Source organism: Paenibacillus melissococcoides (genome assembly GCA_944800085.1).
Taxonomy (GTDB): Bacteria; Bacillota; Bacilli; order Paenibacillales; family Paenibacillaceae; genus Paenibacillus_B; species Paenibacillus_B melissococcoides.
On record CALYLO010000017.1, the window covers coordinates 1 to 17684 of the forward strand.

Here is a 17684-nt window from a genome sequence, read left to right on the forward strand (position 1 = left end):
GAACTGTCCACTCTGCAGATCATATTCTAGTTGGATTTTAACACCAGCGGTGTGACTACACCCTCCTGTACCCTGATAGGACGTAGCGAAGCTGTCCGGGAGCTGAAAGGTCGTAGAATCGAGGATTCGAATGCGAGAAAAATAGCCCGAATACTCGCTTGGGATCGATCCAGACGAATAGCGTGTTTGCTGGAGTAAAAGCGAAACGAGCTGCTGCAGAAAACGTACAGCAGCTGAGTTAAAACGCTGATTCAGTCCTTCTGGACTCATGAGAATCCCTGTCGTTGCCTCTAACGTACTACAAAGCTGGTTGAGAGAGGTCGTAGCTATTCGTTGACTTACCCATACACATAAGGCGACTAAATCTTGCGCACGATATTTACTGGTTCGTGTAACGAATCCTGTTTCTTTGGCTAGTTGGGTGAGAGCAAGAGGAGACAAATGTCGTTCCAGTTCTTGTGAAAACAAATGAAGGTTGTCTGAAATACCAAGATTCATCATAAAACGCTATCCTTTCATTAGTCAGTCTAATGAAAGAATAGCGTTATTTCGTTTTGGGGAGGTAGTATTTTCCTTAGCTTGATGGGCATGTGGCGGTACCCCTAATGCTAAGCGTATAAAACGGAGCTACCAATTTAATGTGTGGGTTTTTAAAATGTTGTTTCTCCAGAAGTTCCAGACCCAAACCACCGCAATCTATAACCTTCTCTATATCGTTGGCGGGCTTTTTCGATGAATGAATCATTTTCAAAATGTATATATCCAGCTAAGTATAATGCCTTTAAGTAGTCATTAAATTCTTCCTTTCCTAGAACCATATCTTCTTTATCAATTCCTCCAAAAATATCTATTTCAATTAATAACAGTCTTGTTCCTACTTGTACTGTTCTACCCGACATATATATTTGATCTTCTGAATTAAGTATAAGATTACATCCATCTCCGTATGTACAATCTTTGTAAAATTCTATTTTTTCATTTGGAGACTCAAGGGTAAGAAGTCTTTCTACCCCGTCACTGTTACGGAATATATAGGCTGTAACGGCAGTATGAAAATCTGCATATGGGTCTTTTTTTAAGTCAGCAAATCTATTTACGTTTACTTGTGTTGCTGAGTATTGTTTTATTAATCTTTCACTGATCTGTTCCAGTGTAAAAGGATTGGGGATATTTAGGGTTAGGTATTTTTCATATAGTTTATTTATATCAGGTTGCATATAGAATCTCCCTCTTGTTTTAAACTAGGAAACTAGAGCCTTTTTATTTAAAGAACTTGAATAATTTTGTATAAACCCTTTTTAAGGGGGAAAGCTCAAGGAATTAATACAAAGCGCTGACCTACCCGAAATACTTTGTTCCAGTTTTAAACACGACGTATCCATTGCGGTTGACAAGTTTACGTCAATATTCCACCTCGAGTATCAACATGTTTTCCTTCTTTAGATTCTGCACCATAGAAGATATGACCGACTGTTCTTTCCCAATCATGGTAATGCCAATAGTAGAAAGTTCCTTTATATCCAGTTTTACTGTGTTCTTCGGGTCCAGTAGCTCTTCCACTAAATGATTCAGCTATTTTTTTTGCAGCTTCTTTGCTTGGAGTCCAAACATTGTGATAACTCTTTGCCTTTAACCATCTCTTAGCTTCATCAAATGTTAGCGGTTTTCCAATATAAAGCTTCGATTGAGCTACAGCTGTAAAGTAAAGAGGTTTATCTTTCTTTTTGCTAGTGCTTAATGCATCTGCTATATCTGTAACAAGAGTATAGGCCTCGTTACCTATGTAGGCAAGAGCTGCTGCTGCACCAAGCCATTTTAAAAGCTCTCCAATTCCTGCTCCTATCCAAGGAATTGCCGGTGCAAATCTTTTTTGTCTTGTAAACAGATCGTTACTAGTATCATCAAAAATTTGTGATTGATGATACGTTGATTGAGTTTGTTGCATTTGCATGTAATGGTCTGGGTGTACAGTCAAAGCATAGGTCTGTGATGTTGTAATGAAAAACATCAAAAACGCAAGAACCATAGAGGCAGTACGTATAATTTTTTTCATTTTTCACTTCTCCATTCTAGATCATGGCTCTAGTTTCCATAGTAAATATATCATTCTAAGGTATAATTTGTACACCTAAATTTAGGAGTACCACCAACCAAATAACATACAACCTAAATTTATATCTTCAATCATGTAGTCCCGCCCCTTTTTGGGGCATATATTTACTTTTCGCGCGCCTTTTTTATATATTTATAAAATAAGTGTCTGGTCGGGCGGTGGCAAGAAATTTTTTCCTTTTGTCATATGTACCAAATCCGGGATTTTGTGAAATAGTCCAGCCCCTCGATCGCCGTAATCGGGCAAATTCAGCCGTGAGCGGCGATTTTGCTTCCGTGGAACATCACAAAATAACGGGCGAATCGCAACATTTACGATCTCCCGTTATCTTTGATTTTCTTCGATTTTCTGCATGTATTTTTCTGTAAATTGATTAATATCAAATTGGTAATGATAAATTAGCCCATGATCAAATTGATCCGGATCTATTTGCCTCGGCGATAGGTCGTGAAGCTCATATTTCCACTTCAAAAAAGACTTAGGTATCTGCTTAGGTTCACCTCAAGAAGATTATACCTCAAAGAATTAGATATATTCTACGTATCTAATGTTGGATGCTTGAGGCAGAAGAATCCCCCACCGCATCCGAAGTGCCGAAAAACCCCATAGCTAAAGCAAGGGGTTTTTCGGCACTAAATTATAAATCTTCTTCGTTCTGCTCTAATAAATGACGAAACTCAGAACGCTCTAACATTTTTGACTCGAACAGGTCATCAATAAATGACTTAACAACATCTATGTTGCCCATTTCACCTTAGCTCACAAGTTCTCTGAAACGACACGCAATGGTACATACGTGGTGTTTTTGTACATAACGGGGCGAACATCTTTGAAGGGGATTTTGTTTCCGTTCAAGACGATTTCCAATGCTCGCTGGGTCTTCTCATAATTAAGAGCAGACCCAATCCCAGCAAACGCCCCCAAGGCTACGGAGCAGGCAACAACGATAGAAATGATTTTCTTCTTCATGATTTTCCCCTCGCTTTTTGTTTTTTTATCGGCGGCCGGTGTGCTTGCCGCTCGGCACAGTCTTATCAGACCGAAACAGCCTCCTTGGATACCCATCGGGTGTAGTTCAACTTAGGCTCCGCAAAGCGCTCGTAGAGCGGTGCCGGAGTAGTTGAACTTGAATGTCATGGAGGAACGCGAAGCGGCAAATTCTTGACATTCTCAAGCCCTCTGATACGCTGCAGCAGCGCGGCAAGTGCCAGTCTTTAGGCCGCGAGCTTCCGGCCTACCGGAAGGTATCCTTGCATTTAAGTCCATTATTCTTTTACACAAACGGAAATACTTCTGGGCATTGTTTTGGAACGCTGATGCTGCATACCTCTGGTATCGGTATTAATGCTCTAGGTTGACAAAATGTAGCTTCAACCATCATCGGTATTATAAATTTCACTACAAGTTCCAAACACCAATCCAATTGCAGCTCAATCGTTAAGCTGTCAGTGAGTCGTGCAGCACAATGGATATCGAATATTTGAGAAGTAATGTTGGATTCATCTAATGGGAGCGGTAAGCAGAGTGATACTTTCTCGTTATTCTTGACTAATAGTGTAAACGTACATGTTTCTCCTGTTCCGCTATCCGTTAACGTAATAATTACTTCTGCAGAGCATGTGGTCAGTACAATAGCTGCTTGCGATCCGATAATGGGCAGTGGCAGCCGCTTTACAACCGTTACGCTGCATTCTCCCGCAGCTGGCACTGCATTGCAGCTCACAAGCACTTGCCTACCGCCAGCAATTGCTTGTTCTACGAAAGCCCGGCAGTCTTCGGGTATAGACTCTTCAACGATAAAATCACTCCGATTGACCACCCAATCGAACAGTTTGCTGACAGAAATACACTCTAAAGTACGAACAACGAGCGTCGTAACCGTAGCTGTAACAGGAGGCGTATTATCTGCCTGTGCAGTAGCGCTGTTGGTAACCGTCCCTTCTAACAAAGGAATGACCGTAATGACAATCGTCTGTTCTTGCTGCCCTTCTAATGTACCCAAGAAACAAGTGACGGTCTGCCCAGATACAGAACAGGTACCTCCTTCAGATTGAACACTGACAAATTCGACCGTGGGGGGAATGACATCATTTACGATTACATTCGTTAGAGGAAGCTCTCCTAAATTCGCGACACTGATTGTATATTGCAGCGGACTGCCGAGAAGCGCTGGGTTGCTTGAAGCTTGCTTCGAAATTGCGAGCGGCTGTAATACCGTAACGTCGCTGTTTCAGGGTCTTCGACATTATCTGCGGTCACCACTGCTGTGTTCGTTAATGTTCCTACTATAGTTACAATTGCTTCGATCGTAAGATTTGCACATGACCCAGGGGCAATGGCGCCGAACGACGCTGTTATCGTTTGCCCTACCTGCACGAATGTGCCTTCAGATACTTGGATGCCAGTGACATCAACGCCTGCAGGCAATGTATCCACTGCAACCACATTTGTTGCCATTGTCTCTCCCATGTTGCACACCGTCACTTGAAATGTGACTTCATTGCCAAGCGTTACTAGATCCGGTTCGGCAAGCTTCTCAATAGTTAAAAAAGCAGGAGGAAGCGCATTGACAGTCGTCTCAATTGTTGATGATACTGGAGGCGTCTGATCAGATGTCGCTGTAGCTGTGTTCGTTACGATGCCCGGAGCTATAGGAATAACCGTAATCATGATGATTTCAGACCGACCTGGAGCAAGGGCGCCAATTAATGCAGTTACCGTGCCAGCCACTTCATTTACGGTTCCTTGCGTAGTTTCGGCAGATACGAAGACGAGACCAGCTGGCAGCACATCTTCAACTTCCACTCCGGTTAATAAATCTGTAGTTTCATTAGACACTACGATCGTGTACACAAGCTCCTCACCGACAGTTGCGGGATCCGGTCCAGCGAACTTCGATATCAATAACTCCTGTATCGGCTGATCGATAACTAGCGTTTCTGTTGTAGAGGATTCCGGCGCGGTCTGATCTGAAAAAGTCGTTGCCGTGTTCAAAACTGTACCTGTAACTGTTGGAGTTACGATGATAATAATGACCACTGTCTCTCCTGGGGCTAGTGAACCAATGTCATTCGTAATTGTCGTGCCGTCGAACAAAATCGTACCTTGATCTGATTCAGCAGATACAAAGGTGGTTCCTGCCGGCAGCGGGTCGTTCATGACGACATTGGTTGCTGTACTCCCCCCGATATTTGAGACAAATATAGTATAGACGAGCTCTGAATTTACAGCGATGACAGAGGGAAAGTCCAATTTCTCGATTTCAAGAATTGGAGGCGGAAGCGGATTTACGGTGTTGGTTGCGGATGAGGAAATAATACCGGTCTCATCCGCTTGGGCCGAAGCTGTATTAGAAATGAGTCCAGGCGTTGTTGCTATTACTGTTATATCGACGGTTACATTCTGGCCGACAGGGATCGTCCCGATATTTACTGTGACCGTGCCAGCAGCAAACGATGCCGTACCTTGCGTGGTTTGCACGGATTGAAACGTTACGCCAGCCGGAAGCGTGTCAGTAAGTATGGTGTTCACAAGCGGGGAATCTCCATCGTTGCTGACGACAATGGTATATACAATCTCTTCTCCAACCGTTACTGTATCCGGGAAAGAGCTCTTCTCTAACAGCAAGGTTGGCGGGATATTATCAATCTGAATCGCCAACAGATTGACGGCATATCCGTCGCCACTCGTTCCGAATTGAAGGGCCGCAGAAGTTTGCCCATTCACGAAGCTGGAAGAAATGTCTACGTTGGCAATATCCCATCCTTGGCGATTTCCTTCAATAATGTTCGTTCCTGGCTGACCAGGTATCGGATTGCGATCCCCAAATGTCGCAGTTGGGTTGATATTTCCATTATCATCATAAATTAGAGATTGGAAAAAGTTATTCGTAAACCCTGCTGGCTGCGCGAGCGTAGTAAGGTTGGCCAGATTGGGACCGAATCGCACGAAGTCGCCCGAAATTCCAGCGTCTCCTTCTTGCGCGCTAATGAGCAGTCGCCCGTTAATAGGCCCGAATGAAGGGGTTTGGAAGTTCCCAATCATTTCATTCTCTGGCGGAGATACCGCTGCAATCGCCGTATTTCCGACATATAAATTTATACTGCGGTAAGGTAATGAAGGATTCACGTATACGACCCCGAGTGTCCACCCGGCACAGCTGCTAGTATTCGGATCCGGTACCAATGTTCCAACGATTTTGCCAGCCCCGTATGTGCCCGCACCGCCTCCCGCAACAAGCGCAGTTACGTTCGCTGATCGCACATAGCCCATATCGCCTTGAGTATTCATCGCATAATTGAAGAATGTCTCTGGCTGGATATTGAACATGCCTGTTGGTGTGCTGAATTTGACGGGGTCATTCAAGCGGGCTGATAAGTCTTCCCCGTCAGGCCTGTTGATTAAATAGGATCCGCCCCATACCAGTTCAGCGTATACAACCATACTTCCTGGAGGGAGAACGAGCGAATTTGTTGAAAAATTCAGCATATACATATTTGTCGTTCCCCCGCCAGTTAATGGACTGGACGGAACCGTGCCGCACACCGAGTTCGGATCATTGATAATAAAGGAGCCGATTGCACCAATCGTACCCGGTGTACAAGCAGCAGAGGCGCGGCTTATTCCGAGTGAGTTCCCGGTGAACGTAATCGCACCTCTCGTTATCGTATTAAAACGCAATAATAATGGCATTGTCTGCACATCCTCATCATACGTGATTATGTCATCATCATATTCTGTACAGGTGCCGTTAGTTCATTGACATCATTTAGGCTTATCTACTCCCGCTCTATCGGAAATTCTTCAGTCAATTATTCACAGAAGCAATACATTTCAAATTGCTCAAGCTGATTTCGTTCAAAGCCCTGACTTCGTAATGAAGCGAGCGCTTGCGCTGCGAGGTGAAGTATTCCTGCATGACTTGGCCATGCATTCAGGTTCATTCGAAATGACGATTGACGAGCTGCTATCGATATTGTTTATGGATTTTATGGTCGAAGTGCGAAAAGGGAACCATCGGAAGCTGATGAAACTTATTATAGCGCGACTCGAGGAGTGGTGAAGGAACCGATGCATTCGGTTCTTTTTGTTATGTTTGATGTTTGAAAAGAATATGGTAGCCTGGCTCTCTGTAGGGCAGCAAGGGGAAGGCCGAATTGAAGTTATTTCGTTGTTATGATGGGAGATGACAAAACGGAAGAATCGCCTAATGCTCCTCTCCCGTTTTTGTGTTCTCATTGTTTGTAGCCTGTCAATCGTAGGTAACCTCGACGTAATCCAGATTTAATTCTTTGGCTGCAATATAGCGTGTATACCCGTCTTTTTTTTAACGTATGAGTTCCAGCTTCAAGGCGGATAGGTTGATCGAGCTTGCCAGTGTTCTGTATGAACTGAAGCTTGTCCAATACTTTTTCGCGGCGAGGCGTTTTATGTAAGAACGCCTCCGGAATCACAATTAACTCCAACGGAATGAGTCTTGGCGCTTCCGAAACCTCATTGGTGGCGGCTATTTCTTCATAGCTTTTCTTCGGATCGAATGGATGAGCAGCTGCAGCATCTTCCCCTTCATTCGGATTTGATGGTGCCGGTGCATGCTCTACGATGGGCGCCAACGTACTGGTTAGAGGCTCCTCCTTCTTCTTATCCGGAAGTACTTGTATAGTCGTGCATAGCACACCAATCTCACCAGGACAATTGGAAACGGGAACATCCAGCGTGGGTTCCCCTTGAATCATATATTTCGTAGTCTCAAAGTCGCTTAGTGTGCCTTCGATCCTCTTCAGTTGTTTTTTATTCAAAAACACGGTGTAGAGCGTTCTCAGGCTTTGGCAATCCCTTTGGGACGGGTCCTGAAGATTGCGTCATGCCAAAACTATAGTTCGGCTCGAGCGCGACCGGAGTGGACTTGTTGGAAAGCAAGTCAATACGATTTTATGAGCCACCAGTTACCCCCCCTTAGAATACATACTCATCCAGTAATTCATCGAGTTCTTGTGTGCTGATATCGGTAGCTGCAGCAGGAGCTGCGGTGACAAATTGTCCAGACTGTAGTCTTTGCTTCAGATCGTCAATCTTCGATTCGCAGTAAGGGGTACCGCCACATGCCCATCAAGCTAAGGAAAATACTACCTCCCCAAAACGAAATAACGCTATTCTTTCATTAGACTGACTAATGAAAGGATAGCGTTTTATGATGAATCTTGGTATTTCAGACAACCTTCATTTGTTTTCACAAGAACTGGAACGACATTTGTCTCCTCTTGCTCTCACCCAACTAGCCAAAGAAACAGGATTCGTTACACGAACCAGTAAATATCGTGCGCAAGATTTAGTCGCCTTATGTGTATGGGTAAGTCAACGAATAGCTACGACCTCTCTCAACCAGCTTTGTAGTACGTTAGAGGCAACGACAGGGATTCTCATGAGTCCAGAAGGACTGAATCAGCGTTTTAACTCAGCTGCTGTACGTTTTCTGCAGCAGCTCGTTTCGCTTTTACTCCAGCAAACACGCTATTCGTCTGGATCGATCCCAAGCGAGTATTCGGGCTATTTTTCTCGCATTCGAATCCTCGATTCTACGACCTTTCAGCTCCCGGACAGCTTCGCTACGTCCTATCAGGGTACAGGAGGGTGTAGTCACACCGCTGGTGTTAAAATCCAACTAGAATATGATCTGCAGAGTGGACAGTTCATCCATCTGCATACGAGTCACGGAAAGGAAAATGACAAAACCTACGCTTCCACATGTTTACAGGATATTCAACCGAAAGATGTGTTCATTCGGGATTTAGGCTATTTCTGCTTAGAAGATTTACATACCATTCATGAGAAAGAGGCCTATTACATTTCACGCTTAAAACTCAACACACGGGTATATCAAAGGAACGAAAATCCAGAGTATTTTCGGGATGGCACGCTCAAGAAGAAATCGGAATACCTCTCCCTGACGATGGAAGACATCATGGAACGTCTACAACCAGGGGAAACGTTAGAAATTCCCGATGTCTATATCGGCATGCATGAAAAATTACCCGCACGACTTGTCGTTTATCGCCTAACGGAAACCCAGATCAAAAAAAGAAACAAAGATCAGGAAATTCGAGAGAAAAAGAAAGGGATTACGTACTCCGAACGTAGCAAAAAGCTCAGTGCGTTGAATTTTTATATTACAAATATTCCAACGGAATGGGTACCTGGGATACACTTGCATGACCTGTATTCCTTACGCTGGCAAATTGAGATTCTCTTTAAAACATGGAAATCATTCTTCCAGATCCACCACTGTAAAGAGATCAAGATTGAACGCTTGCAATGTCATCTTTATGGTCAGTTGATCGGTATCTTGCTTTGTTCTTCAACGATGTTCCAGATGCGACAACTCCTATGGCGGAAGAAAAGAGAGCTCAGTGAATACAAAGCCTTTTATATGATCAAGGATTATATGCCAATCCTGCATCAAGCCATACAAAAAAATACCCAAGCCATATCGAAAATCCTGTCTCGTTTGTTTCATCTGTTAGAAAAAAACGGACGAAAATCTCATCGCTATGAGAAAAAAACAGTCTTTGATATCTTAGGTGTTGTCTACGAATATACCACGTCTACCAAGAAGGTTGCATAGCTGGCTTTTTAAAAAACAGCCTTGTGGTTTAGGCTTATTTGGAAACAAATCGACTACTCATGAAAATAAGAGAGTTCATTACTTGATTCCAATATGAAGGTTCTTAGCTTGATGGGCATGTGGCGGTACCCCTATATAATACTTGTTATTTCTATTATACATTTTGTTCAGGAGAATCAATCCTCTCGCGGGAAAGGTTCATCGAGTAGATTATGTTTCTTGTTTTTTGTCGAATCCTTCGCATGAAAACAGCTTCCATGAACAATATCTAAACGTATTTGTAATAATTCCCCTTTTCCTTGACAGCAAATACAGTCATATTGAGGGTCCGAATTACAAATTGGACAAGGGACTACATCGTAGTAGTACTTATCAATTTCGAGATAGGGCATTATCAATACAGTTTCCACCCTTTCCGACTGTAGAATGACTAAGTCGTTTCAACTTAATTGCGGAAAAATATTAATATATTAATTAATATATTAATACAAATTAAGTTCCATTACCCCGTCACTTTTGAAAAATAAATCGCGAAATTTATTACATACATCTGATAGATCGAGATCTCGTGCTAAGGCTCTTAATTTCACTTATTTTTTCTGATTGAAAGTTCGGACTGCCCACTCTTCTAGAGTAATTCCGTGTTGAAGCATGAATCCCTCCCTCTCATCGGCCGCATTAATAATAAGAAGCACATTATCATCCTCTTCATTTATACCCTTATTATTTGGCATTTTTCCATAGTTGAATTCGTTGGGTACTGCATGCATTAATCGAACATAATCGCCAGATTTTTTGCATGCTGCAGCTAATGCTGTATTATTAATATTCTCCGGGGTAAGTGCTCCGTAAATCATACAATTTGTCATCTCTGCGTTCATTTTATCGCAAAGCCGGCATGTTGGATAAATCTTTTGTTTGCCATACATGTTTACATTCCTCCAATGTGTTATTCATTTATAAATTATGATATAACGGAATGCTAAAAAATCAAAATTATGATTTTTTTGCTAACAATCTATTTATTAAAAAAGCAACACCTTTAAGATATTGCTATTAAGTTAACTGGATAGGATATTGCGGTATAAAAAATGAACTGATGAGGAATCGGAACGAATACAGAATAATAAGGAGTGTTAATTTACGCCACCCGTGTTAATGGCCTTAATCATTATGGGGTTTAATTAAAGTTTAAGATTAATTGATAAGCTAAGTATTGCAAATGGTATATGACACTGGGCGGAGACATCACTCCGCCCCAGTGTTCTACAAATCGTTCAGAAGTTAAAAGCTATTTGCCCTTCTGAAACATTATACACCTTTTTAGATTTCACTTTAGGTTTCTTACCTTCAAAAATAAGTTCTAACTTTATCTCTCCATTAGCCTCCGACTGATCATCCATTGGTTTAGTCATCAATCGGTATACCCATCGGCGGAACTCAATCTGACTTGTTGGAACCGCAAGTGGATTCCATTGAAGTTTATATCTTCCTAATTCCGTATTAAAAGCTAAGCCTTCAATACCGTTTTGAACATTTTGAATAGCATAGGTTATCTGTTGTCCAAAACGTGCATGCATGTCCTCCGGGATGATTTCCCTTACCCACATCATGATAACATTCTCAAGAGAGTCACCTAAAAAGGATTGAGTTAGAGACTCAGATTCGTTTGTTCCACCCAATTGCTCTAAACAGTCTATCATATTGGCTGAGTTAGGCGTATTCGTCATACATTCTGCTGCATCAATGGTCATCTTTCCCCAAATCGACTCAGCGCTTTCTACACCTTCAATCTTTTGCCCACAGAATCGCTTTGCTAGTTCTGTTGCAAGGCTACCTCCAGACCCTTCAGTTAAAGCAGCTAGCCCATCTTGGCTAAACTGGCCTTCGAGTGCAAGTGCCGCACTCATTTTTTTTGCCATTAAATCGATCGCCAGCTCCTGCATTGTTCCTTTATATGCGTTGTAGAGCGTTAGACATTTTGATTGTTGACCAATTCGCCAATGTCTACGCGATGCTTGGCGAACAATTGATAATCGGTATCCTGTTTGATAAAAATATAGCGATGGAAAACCAAGCAAATCTAAGCCTGTTGATACTAGGATCGGATTAGTTAAGAGAACCTGAACCCCCTCTTTTTCACGCTCTGCAATCCATTCTTCCCTCTCTGGGCCATCTACATTTGACTCCAATATAGCAGTCTTAATTCTCCGCTCCTCGAGTAACATCTGTAATCGCTGCAGTGTCCCCATCTTCCCCGTATAGGTAGCGTATATCCCAACCCTTCGACCCACTCTCAACTGTGCTTTAACAAACCGTATGAGCTGTAGCTCTTTAGGGTACAGAAGTCTATCACTTAAACGGTATGACTCGGGCACAATACATTGACCAGTATCTGGGTGAAACACTCCACTAAAATTAAAAGGAACATCAGGGTAAGAAAGCAAAGTATTAAGTAAACTGCCGAGTAAGACAGATGTTCCCCCACCTTGTAATTCTTTTTCTACTGCATTCCGTAAGATATTTTCTACTGAACGAAGATTCTTTTGTAAATACCAACTAGGTGCAGCAAGTCGAATCGATTTTTTTATTTTTCGTTTAGATCGCCCTATCGCTCGTTCTCTCTTGGTTACACAGGAAATAAGCCTGCGTTCACCTTCCTGAGGAACATATATCGGCCCTTCCTGGAGTTTCGGCAGCACTTCAAACAGATCCGACATTTGAATGAAACAGGCAACATCACTTAGCATGTCAGTAAACAACTGCGGCGCTGCAGCCGGCATTTCTTTCATATTCACTCGCTTGGAAGAACCGTTACTTGAATTATTCAGCTCTGGATCTTTAAGTGTTTTTGTCACTTTTTCACGAACCCCATAAAGATCAATCCATTTTCCAACATCCCCCCACTCGAATCCCATTTCCTTCATCCGATGAGGGAACATTCGAAATATTAATTCGAACAAATTAGAGGCATATCCGTTTAGCAAAGTGCCGGTCATTGCGATCGTATATTTGGCACATCCCATCAATACATGGAAAGCATGCGCCTGAGCACTACCTCCTGTTAATAGCCATAGGTAAGGGTTTGATGCAATCGCTCCCTTTTCCCCGGCTCCACACCGTACGTGAACCTTTCAGTTCATACGGCGTTCCATCTGCTAATCTACCAATTACACCCTATTTAGCTTACAAAGGCTCCTGAGTTGGTTCAGTTTTCTCAACTGCATTGCGTTGAGACTGAAATAGTGGAGATACTTCTTAATCGTCTCTTCGTTCGTCGCGTGAATCAGCCTATGAATGTCCCGCTGGACAATTGTAAGATTTTTAAAGTCATCTCCCCCGCCAAGGTGTGAAGGGGTTTTATGATGGCAGTGAACGTCCGATGCTTGTAACGGGATCCCCGTTATGGCGCACCGTCCCTTCTGCATGGAGTAAACTGACAACCGGTTGTCCATGTATTCCACGGACCGATTGGGCAGTCTGGACCGCATAAGTATTGCAATTTGCGAGTCCCATGCAAAATCTCGATCATTGTCAAACGGGTTCGTGGATTGGGAGTAGTTCAGGTTCGAAATGGACTTGATGTTCCCTATTGGGAAGAAGTACAAATCCCCGATCCTGTATGTCCTCCTCGTGACAGGATACAGTCTCCTGTAAGTCGCCTCCGGCGGCAATCCCGAAGGATATTCATAGGATGCGATGTTCTTGAGACGATACCTCAAGGTTTTCATGAGCCGGAAATCAAGGTCACGGAAAGCTACAGTCGCATGGGTAGCATACTTAAAATAGTGGTGCATGCCCAATACGATCGAGTTGTAACGATTGATGTTCTCCGGGCTCGCGTCCTTATGGATCGCTTCAATGTGTTTCTTCAAAGTACCCTGCATTTGCTTGGTCTTCTTGTCCGAGACATAAGTGAAAGCGACAATCTTATCCCTTTTCTTAGCTGTCTTGAACTTGTAGCTCAGAAACTCAGAACTTTTCTTCCGAAGGTTAATAACTCGGGATTTTTCCGGGGATATGTCGAGTTTCAACCTATCCTTTAGGAACTTGCGGACCGCATGGAACCACTTGTATGCAGTCTTACAATCCCGGGCCATTATCCTGAAATCATCAGCGTACCGGACGATGAATCCTTCTTTCATATTGCTTCCGTCTCTCAATGCTCGGAACTTCTTATCGTTGCATGAGTAGGTATGACGGGATTTATCGAAGGTGTCCCATTGATCAGCTACCCAATGATCGAGATCGTTGAGAACCACGTTCGAGAGCAGCGGGGACAGGATACCACCTTGCGGAACTCCCTTGGGAGGGATGCCCTCACCCTTTATGGGGGCTTTGAGCATTTTACTGATGACTGACAGCACGCGCTTGTCCTTTATTCCGATGTTCCATAGCTGCTTGATAAGCAAGTTGTGGCTCACGTTGTCAAAGAAACCCTTGATGTCGATGTCCACGGTGTAATGCAGTTTGTTGATGTTGATCAACGTCTGCACCCTTGCTATAGCATGTCTGGTCGATCGGTTAGGTCGAAATCCGTATGAGTGATTGTAGAACTTAGCTTCGCATATGGGCTGAAGGATATTCAGAAACATTTGCTGGACTAAGCGGTCTATGATGCTTGGGATTCCGAGCGGTCGCTTGTCACCGTTCGGTTTTGGAATCCAGACTCTTCTTACTGCCCTCGGGCGGTAGTTTAATACCGTTTCCCGCATGAATTGTAGGAAGTGAGTCTGATCCTGTTCTGCCATGTGTATGATCATATATCCGTCGGTACCCTTGGTTTTGGAACCCGTGTTGGCTTTAATCGTGCGGTAGGCCAAAAGGATATTTTCGTCGGAGACGATCAATTCCATGAGGTCTCTGAAATTACGCTTCCCGCTCTTACTCTGAGCGTAAAGGTCTTTTTGAATCTCCACTGATTCATAGTATTTATTGCCTCTGGACGTCTTTGTGTTCATCGGTGTAGGACCACCCCCTAAGAGTGAATCCAACTCACCTTCTTACCCGAAGGATGAACTTTAGCAAGCTAGGATGCGAATGGTGATCTGCAGACTTGGGGCTATCCCTTCACTGTGTTTCCACAGCTTCAATGGTACTGTGCCCCTACTTTCACAACAGCAAACACATTTCGGCCGAAGCCTTATAGTGACCCTTCCGGTGATAGCCGTTTTATCAGCATCTACCTAAAAGACATCCAGTGTCGTATTAACAGCTCGCTTGTTGAAGCGCTTTGTTATGAATCAGAGGGTAGCAGCTTGGATCGTCCTCGAGGGTACGGTCTGTGAGAATAATATAGCTGTACTCACCTGCGTCAATTAAATCCTTGGCTTCTAGTAATGCGTCACTACCATTTGAAATAAAAATAGTGTGATCGTAACGCCCGCCTAGATTTGCATGAACGCAGTGATTATCAGCATTCTCCATGCCATACCACTCACGAAGAACGTTCATTGTTTCGCTGTTCTCCTCGAATCCTTCCTCCCAAACGAACAAGATTCTATCCTCGTTCAGAATTGCGTTATACGTTTCTTCCGGAAACAGGTCATTACTTAGATTGAGGTTGAGTGTAGTCATATACAGTCCCCTTCTTTCTTAAAATATTGACCTAGATGTCTTCTTATTGGTAGGGAGGCACGACAATTTGAAAGCCTTTCAAGATATCCTACCGTCTCCTGGTAGCTTCGCTGACTTAAAGGTCTGTTGCTTACCGCGTTCCGTTAGATTTAGCTGTACATATGCCTTTAGGTGACTGCTTTGTACCCGTGAGCCTTATAGCCCCATTGTTGGCTATCCCGATTTTCATAACGAACAGTCTTACTCATCGGTATCTCACCCCGCTTGTGCGGTAGAATGGGTTTCCCCATCTTATGCCTCTGGATACGTTCATTCACAGTTTCGTCAGTCCCACCCTTGGGACATTCTCACCATGGGCATTTTATAGCGCCCCGGCATATCCCACTCCATATCGATATAAGTAAAGCGGGGTAACCCGCTCCACTTATAACAACTTAGGAGCGGTTCTGCCGTCTTCACCTAGCTACATACCCTTACGACTATCATCGCAGAGAGCATGTAGGAGTATCAGGCCGTTGGTTTCAGCGCAACATGGCGGCTTCATTCCCAACGTCAATCTAACAGTTGTGTCTCGTAAGGCCGAGACCAGCGATTTCGCTTCTTGAAGCTTGTACGCTAACGCGTCGCACACTCATGGCATTCATCCCCGATCACAAAATCAAATTTTTTCTTAAAATAGCGTTTGAACAAGTCCGCTGGAGATACTTTGCGCGGCGCCTGTCCATTTGGTTTTCGAGGTTCACCGGAGTAACTACTTCTATTTTTATTTTTGGCAGCCCATAATCTAGCACCACATTCGCGATATTCGTCTTTTTCAGGATCTGGATTCCGATAGAGACGCACCCGATTAGAACAGAAAAGGTTATGCTTTCGACGTTTAGGCTTATGATGCTTATTAAAAAAGTCATCATATTCCATAGGTACTACATTGTTTTCCTGCTCCTTCATCAGTTGAGCGCCACAATCAGGACATACCCATCCCTCGAATACCGTTTTTTTATATTCACTAACCTCATCACCCTCACCTATCTGCTTGATGTATGAGCGTTCGACCCACTTTGCAGAAGGCTCATAAATGTATCCAAGTTTACACGTATCTCGGGCGATAATGTAAACCTCCATCTTTTTGGGTCTGAGTTCCATTTTCCCACTATCTCGGAGACGAATTACATCCACATAATCTTTTAGGAAATTAACTTCGAATAGTTTCTTATCAAGAAGAATACCGACTTCTCGCTCCGTCTTCCTGATCAAGTGGTTCGGCACCATATAAATGACGCGACCCGCTCCTCCTAAAACGTTTTTAAGCATCGCGAAAAAAGTTCCAATACTAATGGATGTCTTACCTGTACCCATTTCCCCGATCAACAGTAACCGCCGATGTCTTTGGAATCCTTTGATTAATGCGGTGGTGACGTGAGCTTGAGCGTTAAATAAGGGCCGATTTATTTCATGTAATACAGGCAGAGGTTCATCTATACCGGGATGATGAACGGGGACATATTCAGCATTTAGTCTCCGAATCAAATCTTCCCCAAAAAGGGTCAAGTAATCCCCAATTGTTTCAATATCATCAAACGTTTTAGACTCGCTAATCCGAGTTAATTCCATTAATTCATTTTCTGAAGTCCGTTGGTAATTATCGAACTCGATGTTCGGTTCAGCTGCAGTCTTTTGTGCATCTTCAACGGAGTTTCGTTTAGCAGCTGTGTACAAGTCATATACACTCCTTTACTTGTATCTCTTCGTCTTCAATTAAGGAAATAACGCCGGTTTTTAATCCATCTGAGATGTATTGATCCAGGACGTCTTCGCCTACAAGAAGTTCATATACAACTACATGAGGGAACACATCAGCAAAATCATGTAGGGTCAGAGACACCATATGCTTGTCCTTTATGAGCTGGTCCAACAAGTAGGGAGTCCACTCTTCCAACAACGGAGTTTCATAATAACGATCGATGGCCCAAAACAGTTTTTCCAATATATTTCCATCCCAAGCAAATATGATAAATCCATCATCTTTTCTGTCTAGTGCTTTTTCACTGACTACAATTCCTGTCACAAATGTATCGTCTTCTCTTTGGGACAAGTGCTTATAGTTTCCAGCCGGCCTTACAATAAATGATGACTTATCGAAGTCGGTTTCCCCGATACGCGGGGCATGGCTAATCCAAAATCTCACATCATTAGTTTTCTTGGCGTGATGAAATTGAGCAAATACCGCTTGTACTCGAGAATCTATATCGATAACATTTGCGAACACGAGTTCTTCCCGATTTACATTGTTTTCTTCCACCAAACGCGTAACAATAAAAGGCGTATGTACCTTTACAAAAATATCTTTATATTGAAACTCCATGAATTTCATTT

14 protein-coding genes are annotated in these 17684 nt (G+C 43.2%); 1 reads left to right on the forward strand and 13 read right to left on the reverse strand.

The window, feature by feature from the left end; all coding sequences use genetic code 11:
- The 7 genes from OCY70_RS33440 to OCY70_RS33470 form a co-directional block, all read right to left on the reverse strand.
- A partial coding sequence (locus OCY70_RS33440) for an IS4 family transposase (RefSeq protein WP_261948938.1) occupies positions 1 to 498 on the reverse strand: 498 nt, incomplete at its 3' end.
- A 152-nt stretch (positions 499 to 650) separates the two neighbouring features.
- A complete protein-coding gene (locus OCY70_RS33445) occupies positions 651 to 1217 on the reverse strand; it encodes a pyruvate kinase (protein WP_213431155.1) in 567 nt (188 codons plus the stop codon).
- 179 nt (positions 1218 to 1396) lie between these two features.
- Positions 1397 to 2053: a hypothetical protein gene (locus tag OCY70_RS33450; protein WP_213431154.1), complete on the reverse strand. Its 657-nt coding sequence runs from the start codon at positions 2051 to 2053 to the stop codon at positions 1397 to 1399.
- A gap of 819 nt (positions 2054 to 2872) precedes the next feature.
- Positions 2873 to 3082, reverse strand: a complete 210-nt coding sequence (locus OCY70_RS33455) for a stalk domain-containing protein (protein WP_213431153.1) — start codon at positions 3080 to 3082, stop codon at positions 2873 to 2875.
- A 304-nt stretch (positions 3083 to 3386) separates the two neighbouring features.
- On the reverse strand, positions 3387 to 4310 hold the full coding sequence (locus OCY70_RS33460; RefSeq protein ID WP_213431156.1) for a BMQ_0737 family morphogenetic spore coat protein: 924 nt from the start codon (positions 4308 to 4310) through the stop codon (positions 3387 to 3389).
- Complete coding sequence (locus OCY70_RS33465) at positions 4235 to 6805, reverse strand: DUF11 domain-containing protein (RefSeq protein ID WP_213431152.1); 2571 nt, start codon at positions 6803 to 6805, stop codon at positions 4235 to 4237. The genes OCY70_RS33460 and OCY70_RS33465 overlap by 76 nt, the downstream gene beginning before the upstream one ends.
- Positions 6806 to 7347: 542 nt before the next feature.
- On the reverse strand, positions 7348 to 7917 hold the full coding sequence (locus OCY70_RS33470; RefSeq protein ID WP_213431151.1) for a hypothetical protein: 570 nt from the start codon (positions 7915 to 7917) through the stop codon (positions 7348 to 7350).
- 389 nt (positions 7918 to 8306) lie between these two features.
- On the opposite strand from OCY70_RS33470, the gene OCY70_RS33475 reads away from it, so the two are divergent.
- Positions 8307 to 9734 carry an IS4 family transposase gene (locus OCY70_RS33475; RefSeq protein ID WP_261948939.1) on the forward strand — a complete coding sequence of 476 codons (1428 nt, stop codon included), beginning with the start codon at positions 8307 to 8309 and terminating at the stop codon, positions 9732 to 9734.
- Between the two features lie 590 nt (positions 9735 to 10324).
- On the opposite strand, the gene OCY70_RS33480 is transcribed toward OCY70_RS33475, so the two are convergent.
- From OCY70_RS33480 to OCY70_RS33505, 6 genes are all read right to left on the reverse strand, one after another.
- Complete coding sequence (locus OCY70_RS33480; protein ID WP_213430292.1) at positions 10325 to 10663, reverse strand: hypothetical protein; 339 nt, start codon at positions 10661 to 10663, stop codon at positions 10325 to 10327.
- Between the two features lie 348 nt (positions 10664 to 11011).
- On the reverse strand, positions 11012 to 12652 hold the full coding sequence (locus OCY70_RS33485) for a hypothetical protein (protein WP_213430291.1): 1641 nt from the start codon (positions 12650 to 12652) through the stop codon (positions 11012 to 11014).
- 252 nt (positions 12653 to 12904) lie between these two features.
- Positions 12905 to 14695, reverse strand: coding sequence for a group II intron reverse transcriptase/maturase (gene ltrA, locus OCY70_RS33490; protein ID WP_213430290.1), 1791 nt, complete (start codon positions 14693 to 14695; stop codon positions 12905 to 12907).
- Positions 14696 to 14942: 247 nt separating this feature from the next.
- Positions 14943 to 15311, reverse strand: a complete 369-nt coding sequence (locus tag OCY70_RS33495; protein WP_213430289.1) for a hypothetical protein — start codon at positions 15309 to 15311, stop codon at positions 14943 to 14945.
- A 615-nt stretch (positions 15312 to 15926) separates the two neighbouring features.
- The gene (locus OCY70_RS33500; protein WP_249725502.1) at positions 15927 to 17027 is read right to left on the reverse strand and encodes a DEAD/DEAH box helicase family protein; all 1101 of its coding nucleotides are present in this window, start codon (positions 17025 to 17027) and stop codon (positions 15927 to 15929) included.
- 1 nt (position 17028) lies between these two features.
- Entirely contained in the window at positions 17029 to 17682 is a 654-nt protein-coding gene (locus tag OCY70_RS33505; protein ID WP_213430288.1) for a hypothetical protein, read from the reverse strand.
- Positions 17683 to 17684 lie beyond the last annotated feature (2 nt).